The 18,458-nt window shown below is 68.3% G+C and carries 20 protein-coding genes; 13 read left to right on the forward strand and 7 right to left on the reverse strand.

What is annotated here, in order from left to right; all coding sequences use genetic code 11:
• Positions 1-18 precede the first annotated feature (18 nt).
• On the forward strand, positions 19-1,503 hold the full coding sequence (locus tag ACTJK0_RS11390) for a CoA-acylating methylmalonate-semialdehyde dehydrogenase (protein WP_110544659.1): 1,485 nt from the start codon (positions 19-21) through the stop codon (positions 1,501-1,503).
• Between the two features lie 96 nt (positions 1,504-1,599).
• Here the strand turns inward: ACTJK0_RS11390 and ACTJK0_RS11395 are convergent, their stop codons facing one another.
• Together ACTJK0_RS11395 and ACTJK0_RS11400 are read right to left on the reverse strand one after the other, a co-directional pair.
• Positions 1,600-2,190, reverse strand: a complete 591-nt coding sequence (locus ACTJK0_RS11395) for a hypothetical protein (RefSeq protein WP_110544661.1) — start codon at positions 2,188-2,190, stop codon at positions 1,600-1,602.
• A 49-nt stretch (positions 2,191-2,239) separates the two neighbouring features.
• Positions 2,240-3,109, reverse strand: coding sequence for an SGNH/GDSL hydrolase family protein (locus ACTJK0_RS11400; RefSeq protein WP_110544663.1), 870 nt, complete (start codon positions 3,107-3,109; stop codon positions 2,240-2,242).
• 79 nt (positions 3,110-3,188) lie between these two features.
• Here ACTJK0_RS11400 and ACTJK0_RS11405 point away from each other — a divergent pair, with 79 nt between their 5' ends.
• A complete protein-coding gene (locus tag ACTJK0_RS11405; protein ID WP_440745236.1) occupies positions 3,189-3,839 on the forward strand; it encodes an alpha/beta hydrolase in 651 nt (216 codons plus the stop codon).
• Between the two features lie 30 nt (positions 3,840-3,869).
• On the opposite strand, the gene ACTJK0_RS11410 is transcribed toward ACTJK0_RS11405, so the two are convergent.
• Positions 3,870-4,103, reverse strand: a complete 234-nt coding sequence (locus ACTJK0_RS11410; RefSeq protein ID WP_110544666.1) for an RNA-binding S4 domain-containing protein — start codon at positions 4,101-4,103, stop codon at positions 3,870-3,872.
• A 32-nt stretch (positions 4,104-4,135) separates the two neighbouring features.
• Between ACTJK0_RS11410 and ACTJK0_RS11415 the strand changes: the two genes are divergently transcribed.
• The 3 genes from ACTJK0_RS11415 (at position 4,136) to ACTJK0_RS11425 (ending at position 7,682) form a co-directional block, all read left to right on the forward strand.
• Positions 4,136-5,131 carry a DMT family transporter gene (locus tag ACTJK0_RS11415; RefSeq protein WP_440745237.1) on the forward strand — a complete coding sequence of 332 codons (996 nt, stop codon included), beginning with the start codon at positions 4,136-4,138 and terminating at the stop codon, positions 5,129-5,131.
• 128 nt (positions 5,132-5,259) lie between these two features.
• Positions 5,260-6,645 carry a glycine--tRNA ligase gene (locus tag ACTJK0_RS11420; protein WP_110544670.1) on the forward strand — a complete coding sequence of 462 codons (1,386 nt, stop codon included), beginning with the start codon at positions 5,260-5,262 and terminating at the stop codon, positions 6,643-6,645.
• Positions 6,646-6,647: 2 nt separating this feature from the next.
• Positions 6,648-7,682 carry a GNAT family N-acetyltransferase gene (locus ACTJK0_RS11425; protein ID WP_440745238.1) on the forward strand — a complete coding sequence of 345 codons (1,035 nt, stop codon included), beginning with the start codon at positions 6,648-6,650 and terminating at the stop codon, positions 7,680-7,682.
• 58 nt (positions 7,683-7,740) lie between these two features.
• Here the strand turns inward: ACTJK0_RS11425 and ACTJK0_RS11430 are convergent, their stop codons facing one another.
• Positions 7,741-8,565, reverse strand: a complete 825-nt coding sequence (locus tag ACTJK0_RS11430; RefSeq protein ID WP_110544673.1) for a lysophospholipid acyltransferase family protein — start codon at positions 8,563-8,565, stop codon at positions 7,741-7,743.
• 12 nt (positions 8,566-8,577) lie between these two features.
• Entirely contained in the window at positions 8,578-9,369 is a 792-nt protein-coding gene (locus ACTJK0_RS11435) for a serine aminopeptidase domain-containing protein (protein ID WP_110544675.1), read from the reverse strand.
• An 84-nt stretch (positions 9,370-9,453) separates the two neighbouring features.
• Here ACTJK0_RS11435 and ACTJK0_RS11440 point away from each other — a divergent pair, with 84 nt between their 5' ends.
• Complete coding sequence (locus tag ACTJK0_RS11440) at positions 9,454-10,971, forward strand: YibE/F family protein (RefSeq protein ID WP_440745239.1); 1,518 nt, start codon at positions 9,454-9,456, stop codon at positions 10,969-10,971.
• A gap of 75 nt (positions 10,972-11,046) precedes the next feature.
• On the opposite strand, the gene ACTJK0_RS11445 is transcribed toward ACTJK0_RS11440, so the two are convergent.
• Positions 11,047-11,421 (reverse strand): hypothetical protein, encoded by a 375-nt coding sequence (locus ACTJK0_RS11445; protein WP_440745240.1) that lies wholly within the window; start codon positions 11,419-11,421, stop codon positions 11,047-11,049.
• A complete protein-coding gene (locus ACTJK0_RS11450) occupies positions 11,316-12,257 on the reverse strand; it encodes a globin domain-containing protein (RefSeq protein WP_440745241.1) in 942 nt (313 codons plus the stop codon). The genes ACTJK0_RS11445 and ACTJK0_RS11450 overlap by 106 nt, the downstream gene beginning before the upstream one ends.
• A 131-nt stretch (positions 12,258-12,388) precedes the next feature.
• Between ACTJK0_RS11450 and dusB the strand changes: the two genes are divergently transcribed.
• From dusB to ACTJK0_RS11485, 7 genes are all read left to right on the forward strand, one after another.
• On the forward strand, positions 12,389-13,567 hold the full coding sequence (gene dusB, locus ACTJK0_RS11455; RefSeq protein WP_110544679.1) for a tRNA dihydrouridine synthase DusB: 1,179 nt from the start codon (positions 12,389-12,391) through the stop codon (positions 13,565-13,567).
• Positions 13,568-13,574: 7 nt separating this feature from the next.
• Positions 13,575-14,879 (forward strand): deoxyguanosinetriphosphate triphosphohydrolase, encoded by a 1,305-nt coding sequence (locus ACTJK0_RS11460; RefSeq protein ID WP_110544681.1) that lies wholly within the window; start codon positions 13,575-13,577, stop codon positions 14,877-14,879.
• Between the two features lie 113 nt (positions 14,880-14,992).
• A complete protein-coding gene (locus tag ACTJK0_RS11465; RefSeq protein WP_110544682.1) occupies positions 14,993-15,316 on the forward strand; it encodes a hypothetical protein in 324 nt (107 codons plus the stop codon).
• Between the two features lie 67 nt (positions 15,317-15,383).
• Positions 15,384-16,373, forward strand: a complete 990-nt coding sequence (locus ACTJK0_RS11470) for an FAD:protein FMN transferase (protein ID WP_440745242.1) — start codon at positions 15,384-15,386, stop codon at positions 16,371-16,373.
• Complete coding sequence (locus tag ACTJK0_RS11475) at positions 16,366-16,923, forward strand: ferric reductase-like transmembrane domain-containing protein (protein ID WP_440745243.1); 558 nt, start codon at positions 16,366-16,368, stop codon at positions 16,921-16,923. Before ACTJK0_RS11470 ends, ACTJK0_RS11475 begins: the two co-directional genes overlap by 8 nt.
• On the forward strand, positions 16,920-18,200 hold the full coding sequence (locus tag ACTJK0_RS11480) for an NADH-ubiquinone oxidoreductase-F iron-sulfur binding region domain-containing protein (protein ID WP_440745244.1): 1,281 nt from the start codon (positions 16,920-16,922) through the stop codon (positions 18,198-18,200). Before ACTJK0_RS11475 ends, ACTJK0_RS11480 begins: the two co-directional genes overlap by 4 nt.
• Entirely contained in the window at positions 18,197-18,457 is a 261-nt protein-coding gene (locus tag ACTJK0_RS11485; protein WP_440745245.1) for a ferredoxin, read from the forward strand. Before ACTJK0_RS11480 ends, ACTJK0_RS11485 begins: the two co-directional genes overlap by 4 nt.
• Position 18,458: the final 1 nt, after the last annotated feature.

An 18,458-nucleotide genomic window follows, 5' to 3' on the forward strand; every position in this document is an offset into this window, starting at 1 on the left:
GCAGGAAAAGAGACTCCCTTGGAAACCATTCCGCACTACATCAACGGCGCCCGCGTCAGCGACGCGGACCGCTTCGGTCCGGTCTTCAACCCCGCCACCGGGGAGCAGGAGAAGCAGGTGGCACTTGCCTCCGCAGCACGGACAGAGGAAGCCATCGCGGCAGCCCGCGCCGCGCTCCCGGCGTGGCGGGCCACCAGCCTGGCCAAGCGCACCACCATCTTCTTCAAAGTCCGCGAGATCCTGACCCAGCGCAAGTCCGAGCTCGCCGCCATCCTCACCAGCGAGCACGGCAAGGTCCTCTCCGATGCAGAAGGCGAAATTTCCCGCGGCCTGGAGAACATCGACTTCGCCACCGGCCTGTCCCACATGCTCAAGGGCGAGCGTTCGGAGCAGGTGGCCGGCGGCATTGACGTGCACTCGGTCCGCCAACCGGTGGGCGTGGTGGCCTGCATTACCCCGTTCAACTTTCCGGCCATGGTGCCCCTCTGGATGATCGGCAGCGCCCTGGCCTGCGGCAACACCGTGCTCCTGAAGCCCAGCGAGAAGGACCCGTCGGCTGCCGTGTTCATTGCCGAAGCCTTCGCCGAAGCGGGCCTGCCGCCCGGTGTGCTGAACGTTGTCCAGGGGGACAAGGAAGCGGTGGACGTGCTGCTGGAGCACCCCGACGTGAAGGCGGTGAGCTTCGTCGGCTCCACCCCCATCGCCAAGACGATCTACCGGCGGGCGGCCGAACACGGCAAGCGGGTGCAGGCCCTGGGCGGGGCCAAGAATCACATGGTGGTTCTTCCCGACGCCGACCTGGACATGGCTGCCGACGCTGCGGTATCCGCCGCTTACGGTTCGGCGGGGGAACGTTGCATGGCCGTCAGCGTCCTGGTGGCCGTGGGCAACATCGCCGACGACCTGGTGAAGGCCATTTCGACCCGCATGGCGGACCTTACGATCGGTCCCGGAACCGACCCTGCCTCGCAGATGGGGCCGCTGATCACCGCAGAGCACCGGGACCGCGTGGCTTCCTACGTCGCGGGAGCAGAAGCCGAGGGGGCCACGCTGGTGGTGGACGGGCGCTCACAGCAGTTCGACTCCAAGGGATTCTTCCTGGGCGTCAGCCTGGTGGACCACGTCAAGCCGGGCATGAAGGTGTACGACGACGAGATTTTCGGCCCGGTCCTGTCCGTGGTCCGCGCCGATACCTACAGCGACGCGGTGCAGTTGGTCAACGACAACGAATACGGCAACGGCACGGCCATCTTCACCCGCGACGGCGGCGCGGCCCGGCAGTTCGAGTTCGACGTCGAGGCAGGAATGGTGGGGGTCAACGTACCCATTCCGGTCCCGGTGGGAACTTTCTCATTCGGCGGCTGGAAGAACTCGCTGTTCGGCGATACCCACATGTACGGCCCGGACAGTATCCGCTTCTACACCCGGGGCAAGGTGGTGACCACGCGCTGGCCGGACCCGAGCACCTCCGTCATAGACCTGGGCTTCCCGCAGGTGGACTAAGCACCACGACCCGGCACGTGGATTAAGCAACAACAGGCCGGGGACCGTCATTCGGTCCCCGGCCTGTTGTGTTGGGGCTGTTAAGTCCCAGGGTGGCTAGCCGTTCATGATCTCGCCCCGGCGCTTCATGTATTCCTCCATGGACAGCTCACCGTTGGTGTACTGCTGGTCCAGTTCCGCAAGCTTGCGGGCCCGGAATCCTTGGGGAGCTGCCGGCGGCGGGGGAGTGTGCGACCCGGAAGCCTGCTGCGGGAAACTCTGCTGCGGGTAACCCTGCTGACCGTACGGCGGTTCCTGCGGAGCATTCTGCCAAGGGTCTGGTAAAGGAGGGTGCCCGTACTGGTTGGGCAGCGGCTGCTGGTGGCCGAAGGGCTGCGGCGGCTGGTCCTGCTGCCCGGCGCGCCGGAAGCCACCGGAGAAGTAGTCCTGCTGGGTGTAGCCGTCGCGGGGCTGGTTGCTCTGCGGCCCGGCCGAGCCCGGGAACTGCCCATAGCCCGGGTATTGGTTTGACCCCGGGTACTGGTTCGGTCCGGGAACCTGTCCCGGTCCTGGGAACTGCCCGGGTCCTGGATACTGTCCGGGGAGGCCCTGGTTCCGGTCCCGCCGGGCCATGGAGCGGCGGTATGCACGCATGGCCATGGGGACGACGAAGGACAGGATGATAATCCAGAAAAACAAGCTGCTCACGGTGGCGCGCCTCTCGTGTGTTGTCCTTCCAGCGTAACCCCGGGCGGCCCTAGCGGCGGCTGGGCTCCGACGTTCCCAGCGGACCCTCGCCGGATCCCAACGGGACGCCCGGGCCAAAGACGGGACCCGGCGTCGGCCGTTTGGCCATGATGCCGTCGCCGGAGGACTGGCGCCGCAGCCGGCGCAGCACCCACGGCACGAAGTATTCGCGGGCCCACACCAGGTCCCCGCTCCTGGCCTCGCGCCAGGTGCGGGGCGGCAGCGGCTTGGGCTGCAGCGGTTCCAGCGAATGCTCCACGTTCAGCGCATCCAGCACCATGGCGGCAATTGTGTGGTGGCCCAGCGGCGAGAAGTGCAGCCGGTCCTGGTCCCACATCTGCGGGTCGCTCAGCTGACGCAGGGACCACATGTCCGCGATCACGGCATCATGCCGGGCAGCCACCGTGCGCAGGTTCTCGTTGTAGATGGCCACCTTGCTGCGGATCCTGCTCAACACGGAGGAACCGGTGTCCGGGCCGTTGAACAGGACCACGGTGGCGCCGCCCATGGATAGGATCTGGACCACCGAATCCAGCTTTTCGGCCAGGACGTCGGGGTCGCCGCCGGGGCGGATAAGGTCGTTGCCGCCAGCGGACAGGGTCACCAGGTCGGGCTTCAGTTCGAGGGCCGGCGCCAGTTGCTGGTCCACGATCTGCTGCAGCAGCCGGCCGCGGACGGCAAGGTTGGCGTAGGCGAAATCCGGCTGGGTGCGGCCCAGCTCCTCGGCCACCCTGTCGGCCCAGCCGCGGTGGCCCCCCGGGCTCGAGGGTTCGGGGTCGCCGATTCCCTCGGTGAAGGAATCGCCCATCGCCACGTACCGGGTCCAGGGATGGGATCCGGCGTGGGCGGGCGGGGTCTGGATGGCACTTGCGTCAGTCACGGTCCCTATCCTGCCTTTCGCCTCTCTGGCTACGCCAACGTAGGTTGTTACCTCCAAGTAACTGGTATGAATGGAAACCATGACTGACGCCGAAGTATTTCCTGCCCCCGTTGTCCTGTGGTCCCATCCTGAGGATCAGCGCACCGGCAAACCGCTGTTGGTGCTGCTGCACGGCTACGGGGCCAATGAGCAGGACCTGCTCAGCCTGGCCGACATCCTGCCGGGGGACTTCGCCGTCGCCTCCGTGCGGGCGCCCATCGCCATGGGCCCCGGCTTCACCTGGTTCCCCCTGACGGCCTCCATCGAATACTCGCTGGAACGGGTCAAGAAAGCCTCGGCCTACGTCCTGGAGTGGATCGACACCATCCGGGTGGGGCACCCCTCGGTGACTCTGCTGGGCTTCTCCATGGGAATGGCAATGGCCACCACGCTGCTGCGGCAGCGGCCTACGGACTTCGCCGCCGTCGTCGGACTGTCAGGCTTCGTGGTGGACGCCGACGGCGACCCCACCTTCAAGGACGACCAGTTGGACGGCACCGTTCCCATGTTCTGGGGCCGGGACCAGCAGGACCCCGTGATCACCCAGGACAAGATCGAGTTCACCATGGGCTGGGTGCGCAGGCACGTCAAGCTCACCAAGGTGCTGTACACGGGCATGTGGCACGGCATCAACCAGCAGGAGATCGGCCACGTGGGGGAGTTCCTCACCCATGAGGTGCTGAACAAGTAGGAGTACGACGGCGGCTGGCAGCCGCCGCGGCTAGTCCGCCGTGGGTGCCACTACCCGGACGGTCTGGCCATTCACGGTGACGGTGTCCCCGTTGTGCAGCTGGCGGCCGCGGCGGTCGTCGATTTCGCCGTTGACCTTGACGAGCCCGTTCTTGATGAGCTCCGCCGCCTCCACGCCGTCTTCGACGAGGTTGGCGAGCTTCAGCAGTTGGCCCAGCCGGATCATGCTGTCGCGGATGGGGACGTCGTCAATGGGGTTGCTCATACAGCAATAATGCCTGAACTAAGGTGGATCCAATGACCTCCCCTTCCCGCCTGCCGGTGCTCGCAGGCCTGCCCCTGGCCGTGGGCTCCGGCCTCGCCATTCCCGTCCAGGGCCGGATCAACGGGGCCCTGGGGGCCCGGCTGAACGACGGAATCGCCGCCGCGGCCGTGAGTTTCAGCACAGGCCTGCTGGTCATGATCGTGATCTCACTGGTGTTGCCGCGCGGCCGGGCAGGCCTGGCGGCCATCCTCCCTGCGGTCCGGAACCGTGCTTTTCCCCGCATCTACGTGGTGGCCGGGGCGATCGGTGCGCTGTTCGTTTTTGCCCAGTCCTTCACGGTGGGCATCCTCGGCGTGGCCCTCTTTACCGTCGCCACCGTCACCGGCCAGACGGTAAGCGGCCTCCTGGTGGACCGGCTGGGGATCGGGCCGGCGGGAAAGAAATCCGTCACCGGCATCCGCATCATCGGCTGCGTCCTGACCATCGCCGCCGTCGCCTGGGCAGTGTCACCGCGCTTCAGCGGAGCGGGTGCAGGCACCGGCGGAGGCCCCTCGGCCTTACTCATTCCGGTTCTCCTGCCGGTGGCGGCGGGGTTCCTCATGAGTTTCCAGCAGGCCATGAACGGTACCGCCACCGTCCATTACGGCACCCCCATCGCCGCCACACTGGTCAACTTCGTGGCGGGCTGCCTGGTGCTGTGGACCGCCCTCGCCGTGAAGCTGGCGGTGGCCGGTCCTGCCAATCCGCTCCCGGGCGAGTGGTGGTATTACCTGGGTGGGCCCATGGGCTGCGTGTTCATTGGCCTGGGCGCTCTCCTGGTCCGCAGCCTGGGCGTGCTGGTCACCGGCCTCGGCATGATCGCCGGGCAGCTGCTCGGTTCGCTGGCCCTGGACCTGGCGCTTCCCGCCCCGGGAACCATCGTGGCGCCGGCCACCGTGCTGGGGACCCTGCTCACACTGGCCGCCATCATCCTGGCAACCCTGCCCTGGCCGAGGGGCGCGCTGCGCAGGCAGCGGCCGGTACGCTAGGACACGAGCTTTCCCGTTCTTCCTTCATCCGCCCCGGGCCGTTGCCGTTTGTGCCCAGCACACAGCAGCCGGGGGCCTGACAACCCGCGGACCGCACCCAGCGGCCCTGTAGAAATTGGAGTTACCCCATGGCAGCAAAATCCGTCCTCGACCAGGTCATTTCCCTCTCCAAGCGGAGGGGCTTCGTGTTCCAGGCCGGTGAGATCTACGGAGGCTCGCGCTCTGCCTGGGACTACGGCCCCCTTGGCGCGGAACTGAAGGAAAACATCAAGCGCCAGTGGTGGCAGTCCATGGTCCGCGGCCGCGAGGACGTGGTGGGCCTGGACTCCTCGGTGATCCTGCCCCGCCAGGTATGGGAAGCCTCCGGCCACGTGGAGGTATTCTCCGACCCCCTGGTGGAGTGCCTCTCCTGCCACAAGCGCTACCGCGCGGACCACCTCGAGGAAGAATACGAGGAGAAGAAGGGCCGCCCCGCCGAGAATGGCCTGAAGGACATCGTCTGCGCCAACTGCGGCACCCGCGGCCAGTGGACCGAGCCGCAGGAGTTCTCCGGCCTGCTCAAGACCTACCTGGGACCGGTGGCCAGCGAGGAAGGCCTGCACTACCTGCGCCCCGAAACCGCGCAGGGCATCTTCGTGAACTTCAACAACGTGCTCACGACTTCCCGGAAGAAGCCCCCGTTCGGCATCGGCCAGATCGGCAAGTCCTTCCGCAACGAGATCACCCCCGGCAACTTCATCTTCCGCACCCGCGAGTTCGAGCAGATGGAGATGGAGTTCTTCGTCGAGCCCGGCACGGATGAAGAGTGGCACAAGTACTGGATGAACGAGCGCATGGCCTGGTACACCGGCCTGGGCATCCGCGAGGAGAACCTGCGCTTCTTCGAGCACCCCAAGGAAAAGCTCAGCCACTACTCCAAGGGCACCACGGACATTGAGTACCGATTCGGCTTCCAGGGCTCGGAGTGGGGCGAGCTGGAAGGCATCGCCAACCGCACCGACTTCGACCTCTCCACCCACGCCAAGGCCTCCGGCACGGACCTGAGCTACTTCAACCAGGCCACCAACGAGCGCTACACCCCCTACGTCATCGAGCCGGCGGCCGGCCTGACCCGTTCCTTCATGGCATTCCTGGTGGATGCCTACACGGAGGACGAGGCCCCCAACGCCAAGGGCGGCGTGGACGTGCGCACCGTCCTCAAGCTTGACCCGCGCCTGGCGCCGGTCAAGGCCGCCGTGCTGCCGCTGAGCCGCAACGAGGACCTGTCCCCGAAGGCCAAGGACCTCGGCGCCCAGCTGCGGAAGAACTGGAACATCGACTTCGATGACGCCGGCGCCATCGGCCGCCGCTACCGCCGCCAGGACGAGATCGGCACGCCGTTCTGCATCACCGTCGACTTCGACACCCTCGAGGACCAGGCCGTGACCATCCGTGAGCGGGACACCATGAGCCAGGAACGCGTCTCCCTGGACAAGGTTGAGGGCTACCTGGCGGCACGGCTGATCGGCGCCTGAGCATGGCCATCGACTACCGCGAATGGCGGGACGGCGACGACCTGGCGCTTTTGGAGATCTGGGGCGATCCGGACACCGCCCAGGCCCGCCAGTTCCGCGGCGCCCTGGCCGTCTCCTCCAACGGACGGGACGGCAGCCCCTGGCGCCGCTGCATCGTGGCGGAAGACGTCATTGACGGCGTCGGCATCCCTGTCGCCGCCGGCGTCGTCTATGAAGCCTCCCTGCACCCGGAACGGCTCTGGACCTACATCGAAGTCGCGAAGGACCACCGCCGCACGGGCATCGGCGCCAGCCTCCTGACCATGCTGCGGCGCGAAGCCGAACACGCGCCGTCGGGCGTCACCAGGCTGCGCGCCAAGGTGGAGCCGGGCACCGCCGGCGCCGCGTTCGCCGAAGCGTTCGGGCTCACGCCCATCCAGCGGTCCCGCCTGGTGGTGGTGGAGCCCGGCGCCATGCGGCTGCCGGTCTTCCCGGACAAGGACTACGGCGGACGGCCCGTCAACGGTGAAAACGCCGGTTCCGACGTGGTCATGGACCTCGCCACCGGCTCCGTGGAGCTGACGGACGTGGTGGGCCGGTACTACACCTCCATCCACGGCTGGGACTCACCCGGCGTGCTGTCCGCAGGCCAGGTGCAGAAGCTGTTCCTGGACGAACTCACCGGAGCCCACGGCGCGATCGTGCTGCGGGCCCAGCCTGAGTCGGCGTTCGGGGCGGGCGTGGCACCGGCAAAGAAGGGGCGGATCCGCGCGTTCGCGGTCAGCTATGCGGCGCCCGCCACGCCGGAAGCCGGGCAGGAGCCCGGGCCGGCATCAGCCGAGGCTCCCACGGACGTTTTCGTCGGGCACGAGCCGACCCTGGATGCCGACGACGCCGCCGAGGCGGTCCGCGACATCCTTGCCCTGATCGCGTACCAGCATCCGGTCATGCTGGAACTGGACGATTCCATGACCGCCCTGCGTGCCGCCGTCGAGCCTCTCCTGGAAACCGGGAAAGCACGGCTGGCGGGGGCAGAAACGCTGGTGGTCTCGGACTAGCCAGGCATCCCGGCGGCCCGCGAGGGAGGGCTGCCTATTTCCTGCGGGAGCGGGCCGCCTACTTCCTCCGGGGAGTACGACGGCGGCCCGCGGCTGCGTCAGCGGCGTCCAGCAGCTGCCGCTCGGCATCGGTCGGTGCGCTGCCGCCCAGGTGCGCCGGCATCCACCAGGCCCCGGCTTCGGGCTGGAGCGGAAAGCCGGTGATGCAGCGGTCCACCCCTGCCTGGAGGATGCTGCGCAGCAGTTCCGTGTCCGCCTCCGCATCCTGCGCGCGCGGGAACACCAGTGGATCGCCCACGTGAACCCGTACCGGTGCCTGCCAGCTGCGGCGAAGGGAAAAGCCGTGACCGCGGGTCATGATCCGGTGGGCGCCCCAGACAGATACGGGGATCACCGGAACACCGGCGTCCGCGGCCATCCGGACCGCCCCCGTCCTGCACTCACGCACCGTGAAGCTGCGGCTGACCCCCGCTTCGGGGAAGACTGCCAGGTACTCACCGGCGCGGAGCTTCGCCACAGCCGCGTCATAGGCATCGGCGCGGCCGGCATATCCGACCACCACGTGGCCGCTGGCGCTGATCGCCGGCCCGGCAAGCCAATGGTCCGCCGCGCCCTGGTGCACCAGGAAGCGCAACTGCGCGCGGGTGTGCCGCCACAGGAGCAGCTCCACCACCGCGAAGTCCACGTAGCCAAAGTGCGTGATGGCGAAGACGGCGCCCTTGCCGGGCGATACCCGCCGGGACGGGCCGTTCAGGGGTCCTTTCGGGGGCAGGTGCCCTAGGCCCGTTGGCAGGATCTGGAGCCGCAGCGCCCACCGCAGGAACTGTCCCGTGCGGACGATCAGCCGGTAGAAACGGTCGTTGGACGGGGGCCGCCAGGGCATCGGAGCCGGGGCCTACAGGGTGACGTGGATGGAGGATTCCGGCAGCAGCTGCGTGAACGCCCGCGGCGGCCGGACCTTTACACCCGTGCTTTCGGCGAAGGACTTAATGACAAAGCCGCTGGCGAGGGTCTCCCAGATGCGGATCTTGCGGAGCATGAAGTGCCCGACGCCCTTGAGCGACACATACTGCATGCTGGCCGCCTCCGCGGATGCCCGCCGTGCGAACGCGAGGGACTGCGCAGGGCTGGTCATGTGGTCGGTGCTGCCGTGGATGATCAGGACCTTCCGGCCGCTGACCCTGCCGGCCGGCGTCTCCGGGCCCAGCCAGGGGGCAAGCGCAACCACTGCCTCCACCTGCGGATGGTCTGCGGCGCATACCGCCGTCAGGCCTCCCATGGAGTGGCCCAACAGGAAGACCGGGACGCCGGGGTGGCGTTCCGCGATCTGCGCCAGCGCCCACCGCGCATCCTGCAGCGGCGACATGTCCGGGCCGTTCCAGCCGCGGACGCTGTTGCGCAGGGACCAGACAGCCAGCCCGTGCTTCCGGCCGGCCCGGTGCAAATGCCGGGCGAAGGGAATCATCCTGGCCGGGCTTAGGTGCCGCGCCTCCACCGGATCCCGGCTATGGGCCTTGCCGCCATGCAGGACCAGAACCACGCCCTTGGTGTCGCCGGATGCTTCGAGGACGCTCAGGACGGGCTGGTAGGCGGGAACCGCCGGCACCTGCCCGGCCTGCACTCCGCCGTCCACGGCCCCGCGAATTCCTGCCGCGCTGCCGGTTCCCCGCGATCCACGGTTGTCCATGCCTGGTTCCTCCCCGTCCCGATGGTCCATTTATAAACCCTATGACGGCGCACGTAGAGTTCAACGTATGAGGTTGAACTGCTGATGGGCGCCGGCCACTCCCACGCTTCCGTAGATGATTCGGAGCCGACGCCCCAGGCGATGGCTGCCCGCAGCAAAGCGAACCGGATCCTTGCTGCGGTGCTGATCCCATTGGCGCTGCTGACCTTGGCCGGCATGGCCGCGCTGTGGCCGTCGGGGAGCAAGGAAGGAATCTCCCTCGCGAATCCTTACTCCACGGCCCCCGGGGTCACGTTTGATACGGGGACCATCCGCAGCGTGGTAACCGAAAGCTGCACGCAGGGCACCGGTCAGCAGGGGACCGGCCAGCAAAACAGCGGCCAGGACGGAACGGGGTCGCAAAACCCGGGCCAGCAGGGCTCGAAATGTACGTTTGCATCCACCGAGCCGGACAAGGGCGGCAGCCCGGTCAAGGTGGTCATCAACCCTGATGTTGCCTCATCGCACGGGGTCAAGCCGGGCGACCAGATCCGTTACCTGAACCTCTCGAATGTCCAGGGCGCCACAGGGTCGCAGGGTTCGCCGGCCTACATTTTCGTTGACTTCGTCCGGACCCTGCCGATCGTCCTCCTGGCCGCGCTGTATGCCGTGGTGGTCATCGCCGTCGCACGGTGGCGCGGACTCCGCGCCCTGATCGGCCTGGTGGGTGCCTACTTTGTGCTGGTGAGCTTCCTGCTGCCCGGCCTGGTGGAAGGCAAGCCGCCGTTGCTGCTGGCGCTGGTGGGCTCCACGGTGATCATGATCGGGGTGCTGTACTTCGCCCACGGGTTCTCCGCACGCACGTCGACGGCGCTCCTGGGCACCATTTTCGGCCTGGCCATCACGGCCCTCCTGGCCGCCTGGGCCACAGACGCCGCCAACCTCGCAGGCGTGGGCAGCCATGACGCCGCCACCCTGGTGAACACGTCATCGAACATCTCCATCTCCGGCGTGATCCTGTGCGGGCTCATCATTTCCGGCCTGGGCGTCCTGAACGACGTCACCATCACCCAGTCATCGGCCGTGTGGGAGCTCTACGAACTGGCGCCGGGCAGCAGCGCCCGCAAACTGTTCACGTCCGCCATGCGGATCGGCCGCGACCACATCGCCTCCACCGTCTACACCATCGCCTTCGCCTACGCCGGCGCCGCGCTGCCCATCCTGATCATCGTCATGCTCTACGACCGGCCGCTGATGGACACCCTCACCAGCGCCGAGCTCTCCGAGGAGGTCATCCGGACGCTGGTGGGGTCCATCGGACTGGTCCTGGCCATCCCGGTGACCACCCTGATTGCCGTCCTCGTGGTCAAGGCAACAGGCATCAAGGCCGGCGCAGTCCCGGCACCAATTGCCGGCCCAGGGGACGGAAAGCACGACGCCGGGCACAGCCACGCGGACGACGTGGCGGACACGGGGGCGCTCGCCGCAGCCGCGCTTTCGGAACGCAGCCGGCGCACCGCCGTCGTCGAGCCCCCGGCAACGGACGTGCCCCCGCCGGTAAGCGGGCCGCCAGCCGCGGACGAACCCGCCACCCGGCGCGGCCGGAGGGCCGCCCGCGGCTGAACCCCCCTTCAGGCGGCGCTGCCCCTCGGACATCACTTGGTCCCGGGAGCCACCGCTGGCCGCTGCAGCAGACTGCTATTGGTAGTCCGCCAGCCAGAGGTCCGGGCCGAAGACTTCGTACTGGATGTCTTTCGGCCGGACTCCTGCGCCCACCAGCGCTGTCCGGACGGTCTGCATAAAGGGCACGGGGCCGCAAAGGTAGTACTCGGCGTCGGAGGGCAACTGGATGTCCCGGATGTTCATGAATCCGGAATGCACGCTGCCGCCTCCGGAAGACCCCTCGCCATCCGGATTGAGGAACCACGTGGTGAGGGAAGCGTCAGTGAGTGCGGCGAGGTCGGCCGTCACCTGGTTCCGCAGTGCAAAGGAGGCCGGGGAGTCGTCGGCGTGAAGGAACATGACTTTGCGCTGCGATCCGGACTTGACCAGGTGGGACAGCATGCCGGCCATCGGCGTAATGCCGATGCCGGCGCTTGCCAGCACCACCGGGCGGTCGGTGTATTCGAGGACAACGTCGCCGAAAGGGGCGGACAGGGTGACCTCATCGCCCACGCTGACGTGGTCGTGCAGCAGGGTGGACATCTCGCCGGCGGGCGTCCCCTCGCCGCGGACGCGCTTGACGGCGAACCTCCGGTGCTGCCCGTCGTCCCCTGGGTCAGGCTGTACTGGCGTGGCTGCAGAACGCCGTCGGTCATCTGCATCCTGATGGTGACGTACTGTCCTGGAAGCGAAGGCTTCACCTCGCGTTCGTCGGTGCGCTCCACGACGAAGCTGACAACATCGTCTGTCTCCCGGGTCTTCTCCGCCACCCGCCAGGTACGCCAGATGGTGTCCGGGCCCAGCCGGACGGCGTCATACAGCCCGCGTTCCTTGTTGATGAGCATGTTGGCCATCAGCCAGTAAACCTCGTCCCAGGCAGCGGCCACGTCCGGAGTCACGGCGCCACCGAGCACGTCGACGATGGCCCACATCAGGTTGTCGTGCACCACTTGGTACTGCTCCGGGCTGAGGCCCAGGGAGACGTGCTTGTGGGCGATGCGGGACAGCAGGTGGTCCGGCAGGTGGGTGGGGTCGTTGACCAGGAAGCCGGCGAAAGCGGCAATGGATCCTGCCAGCGCCTGCTGCTGCCGGCCGTCAGCCTGGTTGCCGCGGTTGAACAAACCGTTAAGCAGTTCGGGGTGCTCCTGGAACATGTGCTGGTAGAAGCGGGAGGCGATTTCCTGGATGTTTTCGCCGACGACCGGAAGGGTCGCCTGGATCACGGGGTACGCGGTGTCGGAAAGCATGGGCAAGTCTCCTTCAAACGTGCTGCTGGATGTCCGTCCCCGCGCCACGCTAACAGCCGGCCGGAACCGGCGACAGGTACTTTGGCACTGGCGGCCGGCACCGATTTGCCCGGCTTTGCAACAATGGACAGGTGACTGTTGCAGCAACCCCTCCCGCCCCCAAGCTGGAACTCCCGCCCCTGAAGCTGGGACCCATCACCGTTGACACCCCGGTGATCCTCGCGCCGATGGCCGGAATCACCAACTCCGCCTTCCGCCGGCTCTGCCGTGAATACGGCGGCGGCATGTACGTGGCGGAGATGGTCACCTCACGCGCGCTGGTGGAACGGACGCCCGAGTCCCTCCGCATCATTTCCCACGACGACGACGAGAAGGTCCGCTCCGTCCAGTTGTACGGCGTGGACCCCGGCACAGTCGGCGCGGCCGTGCGGATGCTCGTGGAGGAAGACCGGGCCGACCACATCGACCTCAACTTCGGCTGCCCCGTCCCCAAGGTGACCCGGCGCGGCGGCGGCTCGGCCCTGCCCTGGAAGATCGACCTCTTCACCTCGATCGTGCAGACCGCCGTCAAGGAAGCATCCAAGGGCAACGTCCCGCTGACCATCAAGATGCGCAAGGGTATTGACGACGACCACCTGACCTACCTCGACGCCGGCCGCATCGCCCGTGACGCCGGTGTGGCCGCCGTCGCGCTGCACGGCCGTACCGCGGCGCAGTTCTACTCCGGCAAGGCCGACTGGTCCGCCATCGCCCGGCTCCGCGAAACCCTGCCGGACATCCCGGTGCTGGGCAACGGCGACATCTGGTCCGCCGAGGACGCCGTCCGGATGGTCCGCGAGACCGGCGTCGACGGCGTGGTGGTGGGCCGCGGCTGCCAAGGCAGGCCCTGGCTGTTCGGGGACCTGCAGGCCGCCTTCGAAGGCAGCGACGTCCGGCACCGGCCCAACCTCCGCCAGGTGGCCGAGGGCGTCTACCGCCACGCGGAACTGATGGTGGAAACCTTCGGCGACGAAGGCAAGGCGCTGCGCGAGATCCGCAAGCACATCGCGTGGTACTTCAAGGGCTACGTGGTGGGCGGCGAGCTGCGCACCCGGCTGGCCCTGGTGACCAGCCTGGAAGTCCTCCGGGACACCCTTGCCGAGCTGGACCTGGACTCGCCCTACCCGGGCGTTGACGCCGAAGGCCCGCGCGGCCGCGCAGGCTCCCCGAAACGGCCCGCCCTGCCCAAGGACTGGCTGGACTCGCGCGCACTGAACGACGACCAGTCCCGGGACATTGCAGCTGCGGAACTGGACGTTTCCGGTGGCTGAGACACCCATGCCCGCAACCCCCACAGCCGGAACCCCCACAGCCGCCCTGGCGCTGCCAGGCTACGACACCCACGACTCTGCCCGTTGGGTGGAGGAGCCGCCCAAGAACACCTACCGCTCCGACTTTGAAAGGGACCGCGCCCGGGTGCTGCACTCCTCGGCCCTGCGGCGGCTGGGAGCCAAAACACAGGTGGTGGCGCCGGACACGGACGACTTCGTCCGCACCCGCCTCACGCACAGCCTGGAGGTGGCACAAGTGGGGCGTGAGCTTGGCCGGGCCCTGGGCTGCGATCCGGATGTGGTGGACACGGCCTGCCTGAGCCACGACCTGGGCCACCCGCCGTTTGGCCACAACGGCGAATCGGCGCTGAATGAGGTAGCGCATGCCATCGGCGGGTTTGAGGGCAATGCCCAGACCCTGCGCCTGCTGACCCGCCTGGAACCCAAGGTCCTGGCGGCGGACGGCAGGCCCGCCGGACTCAACCTGACCCGCGCAAGCCTTGATGCGGCGTCGAAATACCCCTGGTCAGCCTTGGAAGCTCCGGTGATCCATGGCCAGCGGACCAGCAAGTTCGGCGCCTATGAGGACGACCTGCCCATCTTCAACTGGATCCGGGAAGGCGCTCCGGAACGCCGGACCTGCCTGGAAGCCCAGGTGATGGACCTGGCGGACGACATCTCCTACTCGGTGCATGACGTGGAGGACGCCATCGTGGCCGGCCACTTCCAGCTCCGCTGGATGGACAACCCGGACCACCGCGCCCGCGTGGTGGGCTACGCCAAGCAGTGGTACCTGCCGCACAACGACCCCGCAGCCATCGACGCCGCCCTGGCCCGGCTTGAAGCCACCGACGTGTGGGTGGGCGAAGCGGATGGCAGCCGAAAATCCATGGCGGCGTTGAAGAACATGACCAGCCAGCTCATCGGCCGGTTCTGCCAGAGCGCCCTGGAAACCACCCGCGCCGTCTACGGGCCGGAGAACCTCACCCGCTACAACGCCGAACTTATGGTCCCCGACGAGACCGTGATGGAGATCGCGGTGATGAAGGGCCTGGCCACCACGTTCGTGATGACCACCGAGCACCGGCAGCCCATCTACGAGCGCCAGCGGGAAGTCCTCCACGCCCTGGTCACCGCCCTCAGTGCCACCGGCGACCGCCACCTGGAGCCGATGTTCGCTGCCGACTGGCGGGCGGCGGACGACGACGGAGCGCGCCTTCGCGTCGTCATCGACCAGGTGGCGTCGCTGACCGACGGGTCGGCGCTGGCCATGTACGAACGCCTGGTGGGGAGCCTGCCCTCACTCTGGTGACCCGTGCACGGCCCGGCCCGGAAACCGGCCTGGTAACAGCTTCCTTAAAGCATTCACACAGGAATGAAGCGCACTATGGGAGGAAACACCGGCCGCTAGGAACGGATCAGGCCATGAGTACTCGCAGCAGGGGCAAACGCCTTGCCACCGGGATCACTGCAGCCGTGGGCGCAGGCAGCTTCGCTGCTGCCGGGATCGCCGCAGCCGCTGTGTATGCGTCCACGCCCTCGGTGATCGCCAGGACAGCGGCCGGGACGGACAGCAGTACCCCAAGCACCGCGCCCACGTCCAGCGCCGCCCGTTCCGATGACGACGACCGGGGCACCCGCAAGGGCAGCAGCACCCGCCGCCCGAAGAGCTCCGGCAATTCCGGCAGCACAAGCCCCGTCCAGCCCGGCAACGGGGGCACCATCCACGGCAGGTCCTCGGGGTCCTGACGTGGCGCGCCCAGGGATCACCACGGCCACGGCCAGCCAGGAAAGCACGGCACAATCCAGTTGGACAGTGTGGGAGCTTGAAGCATCTGTTACGGTCACGGACTCCGTTGCGCTGGGGGCAGCGGAGTACATCGTCCGTGACATTGTGGCCGCCGTGGACCTTGCCTGCAGCCGGTTCCGGGAGGACTCGGAGCTGATGCGGCTGCAGCCTCTGATGCCCCGGGGCGTCACCGTCAGCCCGATGTTCCGGCTGCTCCTGGAGCGCGCCCTCGACGCCGCAAGGATGACCGATGGCGACGTGGACCCCACTCTCGGTGCGGACCTGGCCGCCCTCGGGCACGGGCCCCTGAAGGATGGTGCCGAAGCGCGCCTATACCCGGGAATGAGGAGCGTTCCGGTACCGGCGGTGCCTTCCGCGCCGGACGGGCCGGCGCAGCGCGGGCCGGCACCGCGCGTGCCGGGTTGGTCCCGCCTGCACCTCGACGGAGGTACCTTGACCCTGCCGGCGGACCTGCGCCTTGACCTCGGTGCATCTGCCAAGGCCGTCGCGGCGGACCTCGCCGCCGCTGAAGTGCACCGGAAGTTGGGCTGCGGGGTGCTCGTAAGCCTGGGCGGAGACCTGGCCAGCGCAGGACCGGGACCACAGGAGGACGGCCGGCCCGGACACTGGCAGATCCTGGTGCAGGACCTTCCTGCCGATCCCGCCCAACACATCTCGCTGGCCCCCGGTTTTGCCCTCGCTACGTCCAGTACGCAAAAGCGGACCTGGGTGCACCAGGGTACCCGGGTCCACCACATCCTGGACCCGCGCTTTGGCGATCCGGCCGATCCAGTCTGGCGGACGGTTACCGTGGCGACGCCGGCATGCTTGGATGCAAACGCCCTGAGCACCGCGGCCATTGTCCGCGGTTTCGCGGCCGTGGAGTGGTTCCGCGCCGAAGGCGTCCCGGCCCGGCTCGTAGACAGCCGGGGAAGGGTCACCACCACCGGCGGCTGGCCCGCCGGAAGTCAGGCCGCTGCTGAGGCTGACGGCACCGGGGGAGCGTACCGTGGATGAGGCAATGTGGGCCTTCGGCCGTGTTAGCGGGTTCATGTCCCTCGCCCTGTTCACCGGCTCGGTGCTGCTGGGGATCCTGAACAGGTCCGGCCGGCCCCTGATGGTGCTGCCGCGGTTCTCCATCAGCCTCCTGCACCGGAACGTGGCCCTGCTCGCCACGGTCTTCCTGGGGCTGCACGTGGGGTGCCTGCTCCTCGACTCCTATGCAAAGCTCCGGCCGGTGGACATCGTGGTGCCTTTCCTTGGCTCGTTCCAGCCGTTCTGGCAGGGGCTGGGAACAGTCGCGCTGGACCTTGTCCTGGCCGTGGTGGTGACGGGGCTGCTCCGGCACCGGATCGGGCAGCGCACCTTCAAGGCCGTGCACTGGCTCAGCTACGGGATGTGGCCGGTGGCCATGGGGCACGCCCTCGGCAACGGCACCGACGTCTCGGGCGGCTGGTTCCTCCTGCTGGCGGCGGCATCCGCGGTGGCCGTCGCCGCCGCCCTGCTCTGGCGGCTGAGCCCGTCCTTCCTCGAAACTTCCCACGCCAGGCAAGGAAACCTGCGGTGAGCCAAACACATGACATCCACCCGCAGGCCGGACGGACCGGGGCCCCTTCGATTGGGGCCCCTTCGAACCGCCAGGAACCGCGGCTGCTGGCCGCTGGCACCGATGCTGCCTGGACCCAGCACCTGGACACCTTCGGGCCCTGGCAACCACAGGCTGCCGCAGCGGGCCTGCTGGAGGCGCTGGCAGCTGCCGGACTCACGGGGCGGGGCGGAGCTGCGTTCGAAACCTGGCGCAAGGCCTCGGCCACTGCCGGCTCCGTAAGGAAGGGCCTGCTTGCAGCCCGGCCGGTGGTGGTCGCCAACGGCGCGGAAGGCGAACCCCTTAGCTTCAAGGACCGCACGCTCCTGGCCCACGCGCCCCACCTGGTCATCGACGGGCTGCTCGTGCTGGCCGCAGCCCTGGGCGGTGCCGGCATGTACGTCTACGCACCCGCACCCAGCCTTCCCCGCGTGCGCGAAGCGCTCAATGAGCGGCCCGGCACCAGGCGCGTGCGCGTGGTGGAGGCTCCCGGGACGTTCATTGCCGGTGAGTCAAGCGCCGTCGTCAACATGATTGCCAACGGGACCGCGGTCCCGTTGGACCAACGGCGCCGCCTGAGCGAGTCGGGACTCAACGGCCGTCCCACCCTGGTGGTCAACGTCGAAACCCTCGCCCAGGTGGCACTGATTGCCCGCTATGGGCCGCTATGGTTCCGCAAGGCAGGAACTGCAACGGATCCCGGCACCCGGCTGGTATCCGTTTCCGGCCCTGCCTCCGTCCGGGATGTGGTCCTGGAGGTGCCCGGGGGCGCCGGGCTTTCCCCGGTCCTCCGGGAGGCGGGGATGGATCCTGCCGCCGTGTCCGCCGTCCTGGTGGGCGGCTACCACGGCCGGTGGGTGCGGCCCGGAGCCCATGTCCTCTCGCCCGCAGGACCCACCGGCAGCACGGTCCGGCCCGGCGCGGGCGTGATCCACGCCCTGGACCTGCAGACCTGCGGCATCCAGGCCACGGCCAGGATCCTCAGCTACCTCGCCGCTGAGTCCGCCCGGCAATGCGGACCCTGCATGTTCGGCCTGCCGGCGATGGCCTCAATCCTCGACAGGGTCGCGGGAGGGGAACGCAATCACCGCCTTGTCCCCGAACTTGACCGGCTGGGGCGGCTGGTATCCGGGCGTGGGGCGTGCCGCCATCCGGAAGGGACCGCCGGACTGGTGGCCAGCGCCATGGAGGTCTTCGCTGCAGACTTCCGCGCGCACCTTTCCGGATACTGTGCGGGTCCCGGAGGCGTGGCGGCATGACCACGCACCTGCACATCGACTGGACCAGCTGTGACGGCCGGGGCCTGTGCGCTGAACTGCTGCCCGGGGTCCTGGACCGGGATGACTGGGGCTATCCCGTGGCACGTGGAAAGACGGGCCAGGACCGCACCGACGTGCCCCTGCGGGAGGCGGACCGGGAAGCTGCCCGGGAGGCCGTGCTCCTGTGTCCCAAGCTCGCCCTGGGCCTGGTCGAGCGGACTCCGCCGGAAGCGGACCGGCGCAGGCCTGGCCGGTGAC

Origin of the sequence: Paenarthrobacter sp. 22069, from assembly GCF_052046035.1 — a bacterium.
Classification (GTDB): Bacteria; Actinomycetota; Actinomycetes; order Actinomycetales; family Micrococcaceae; genus Arthrobacter.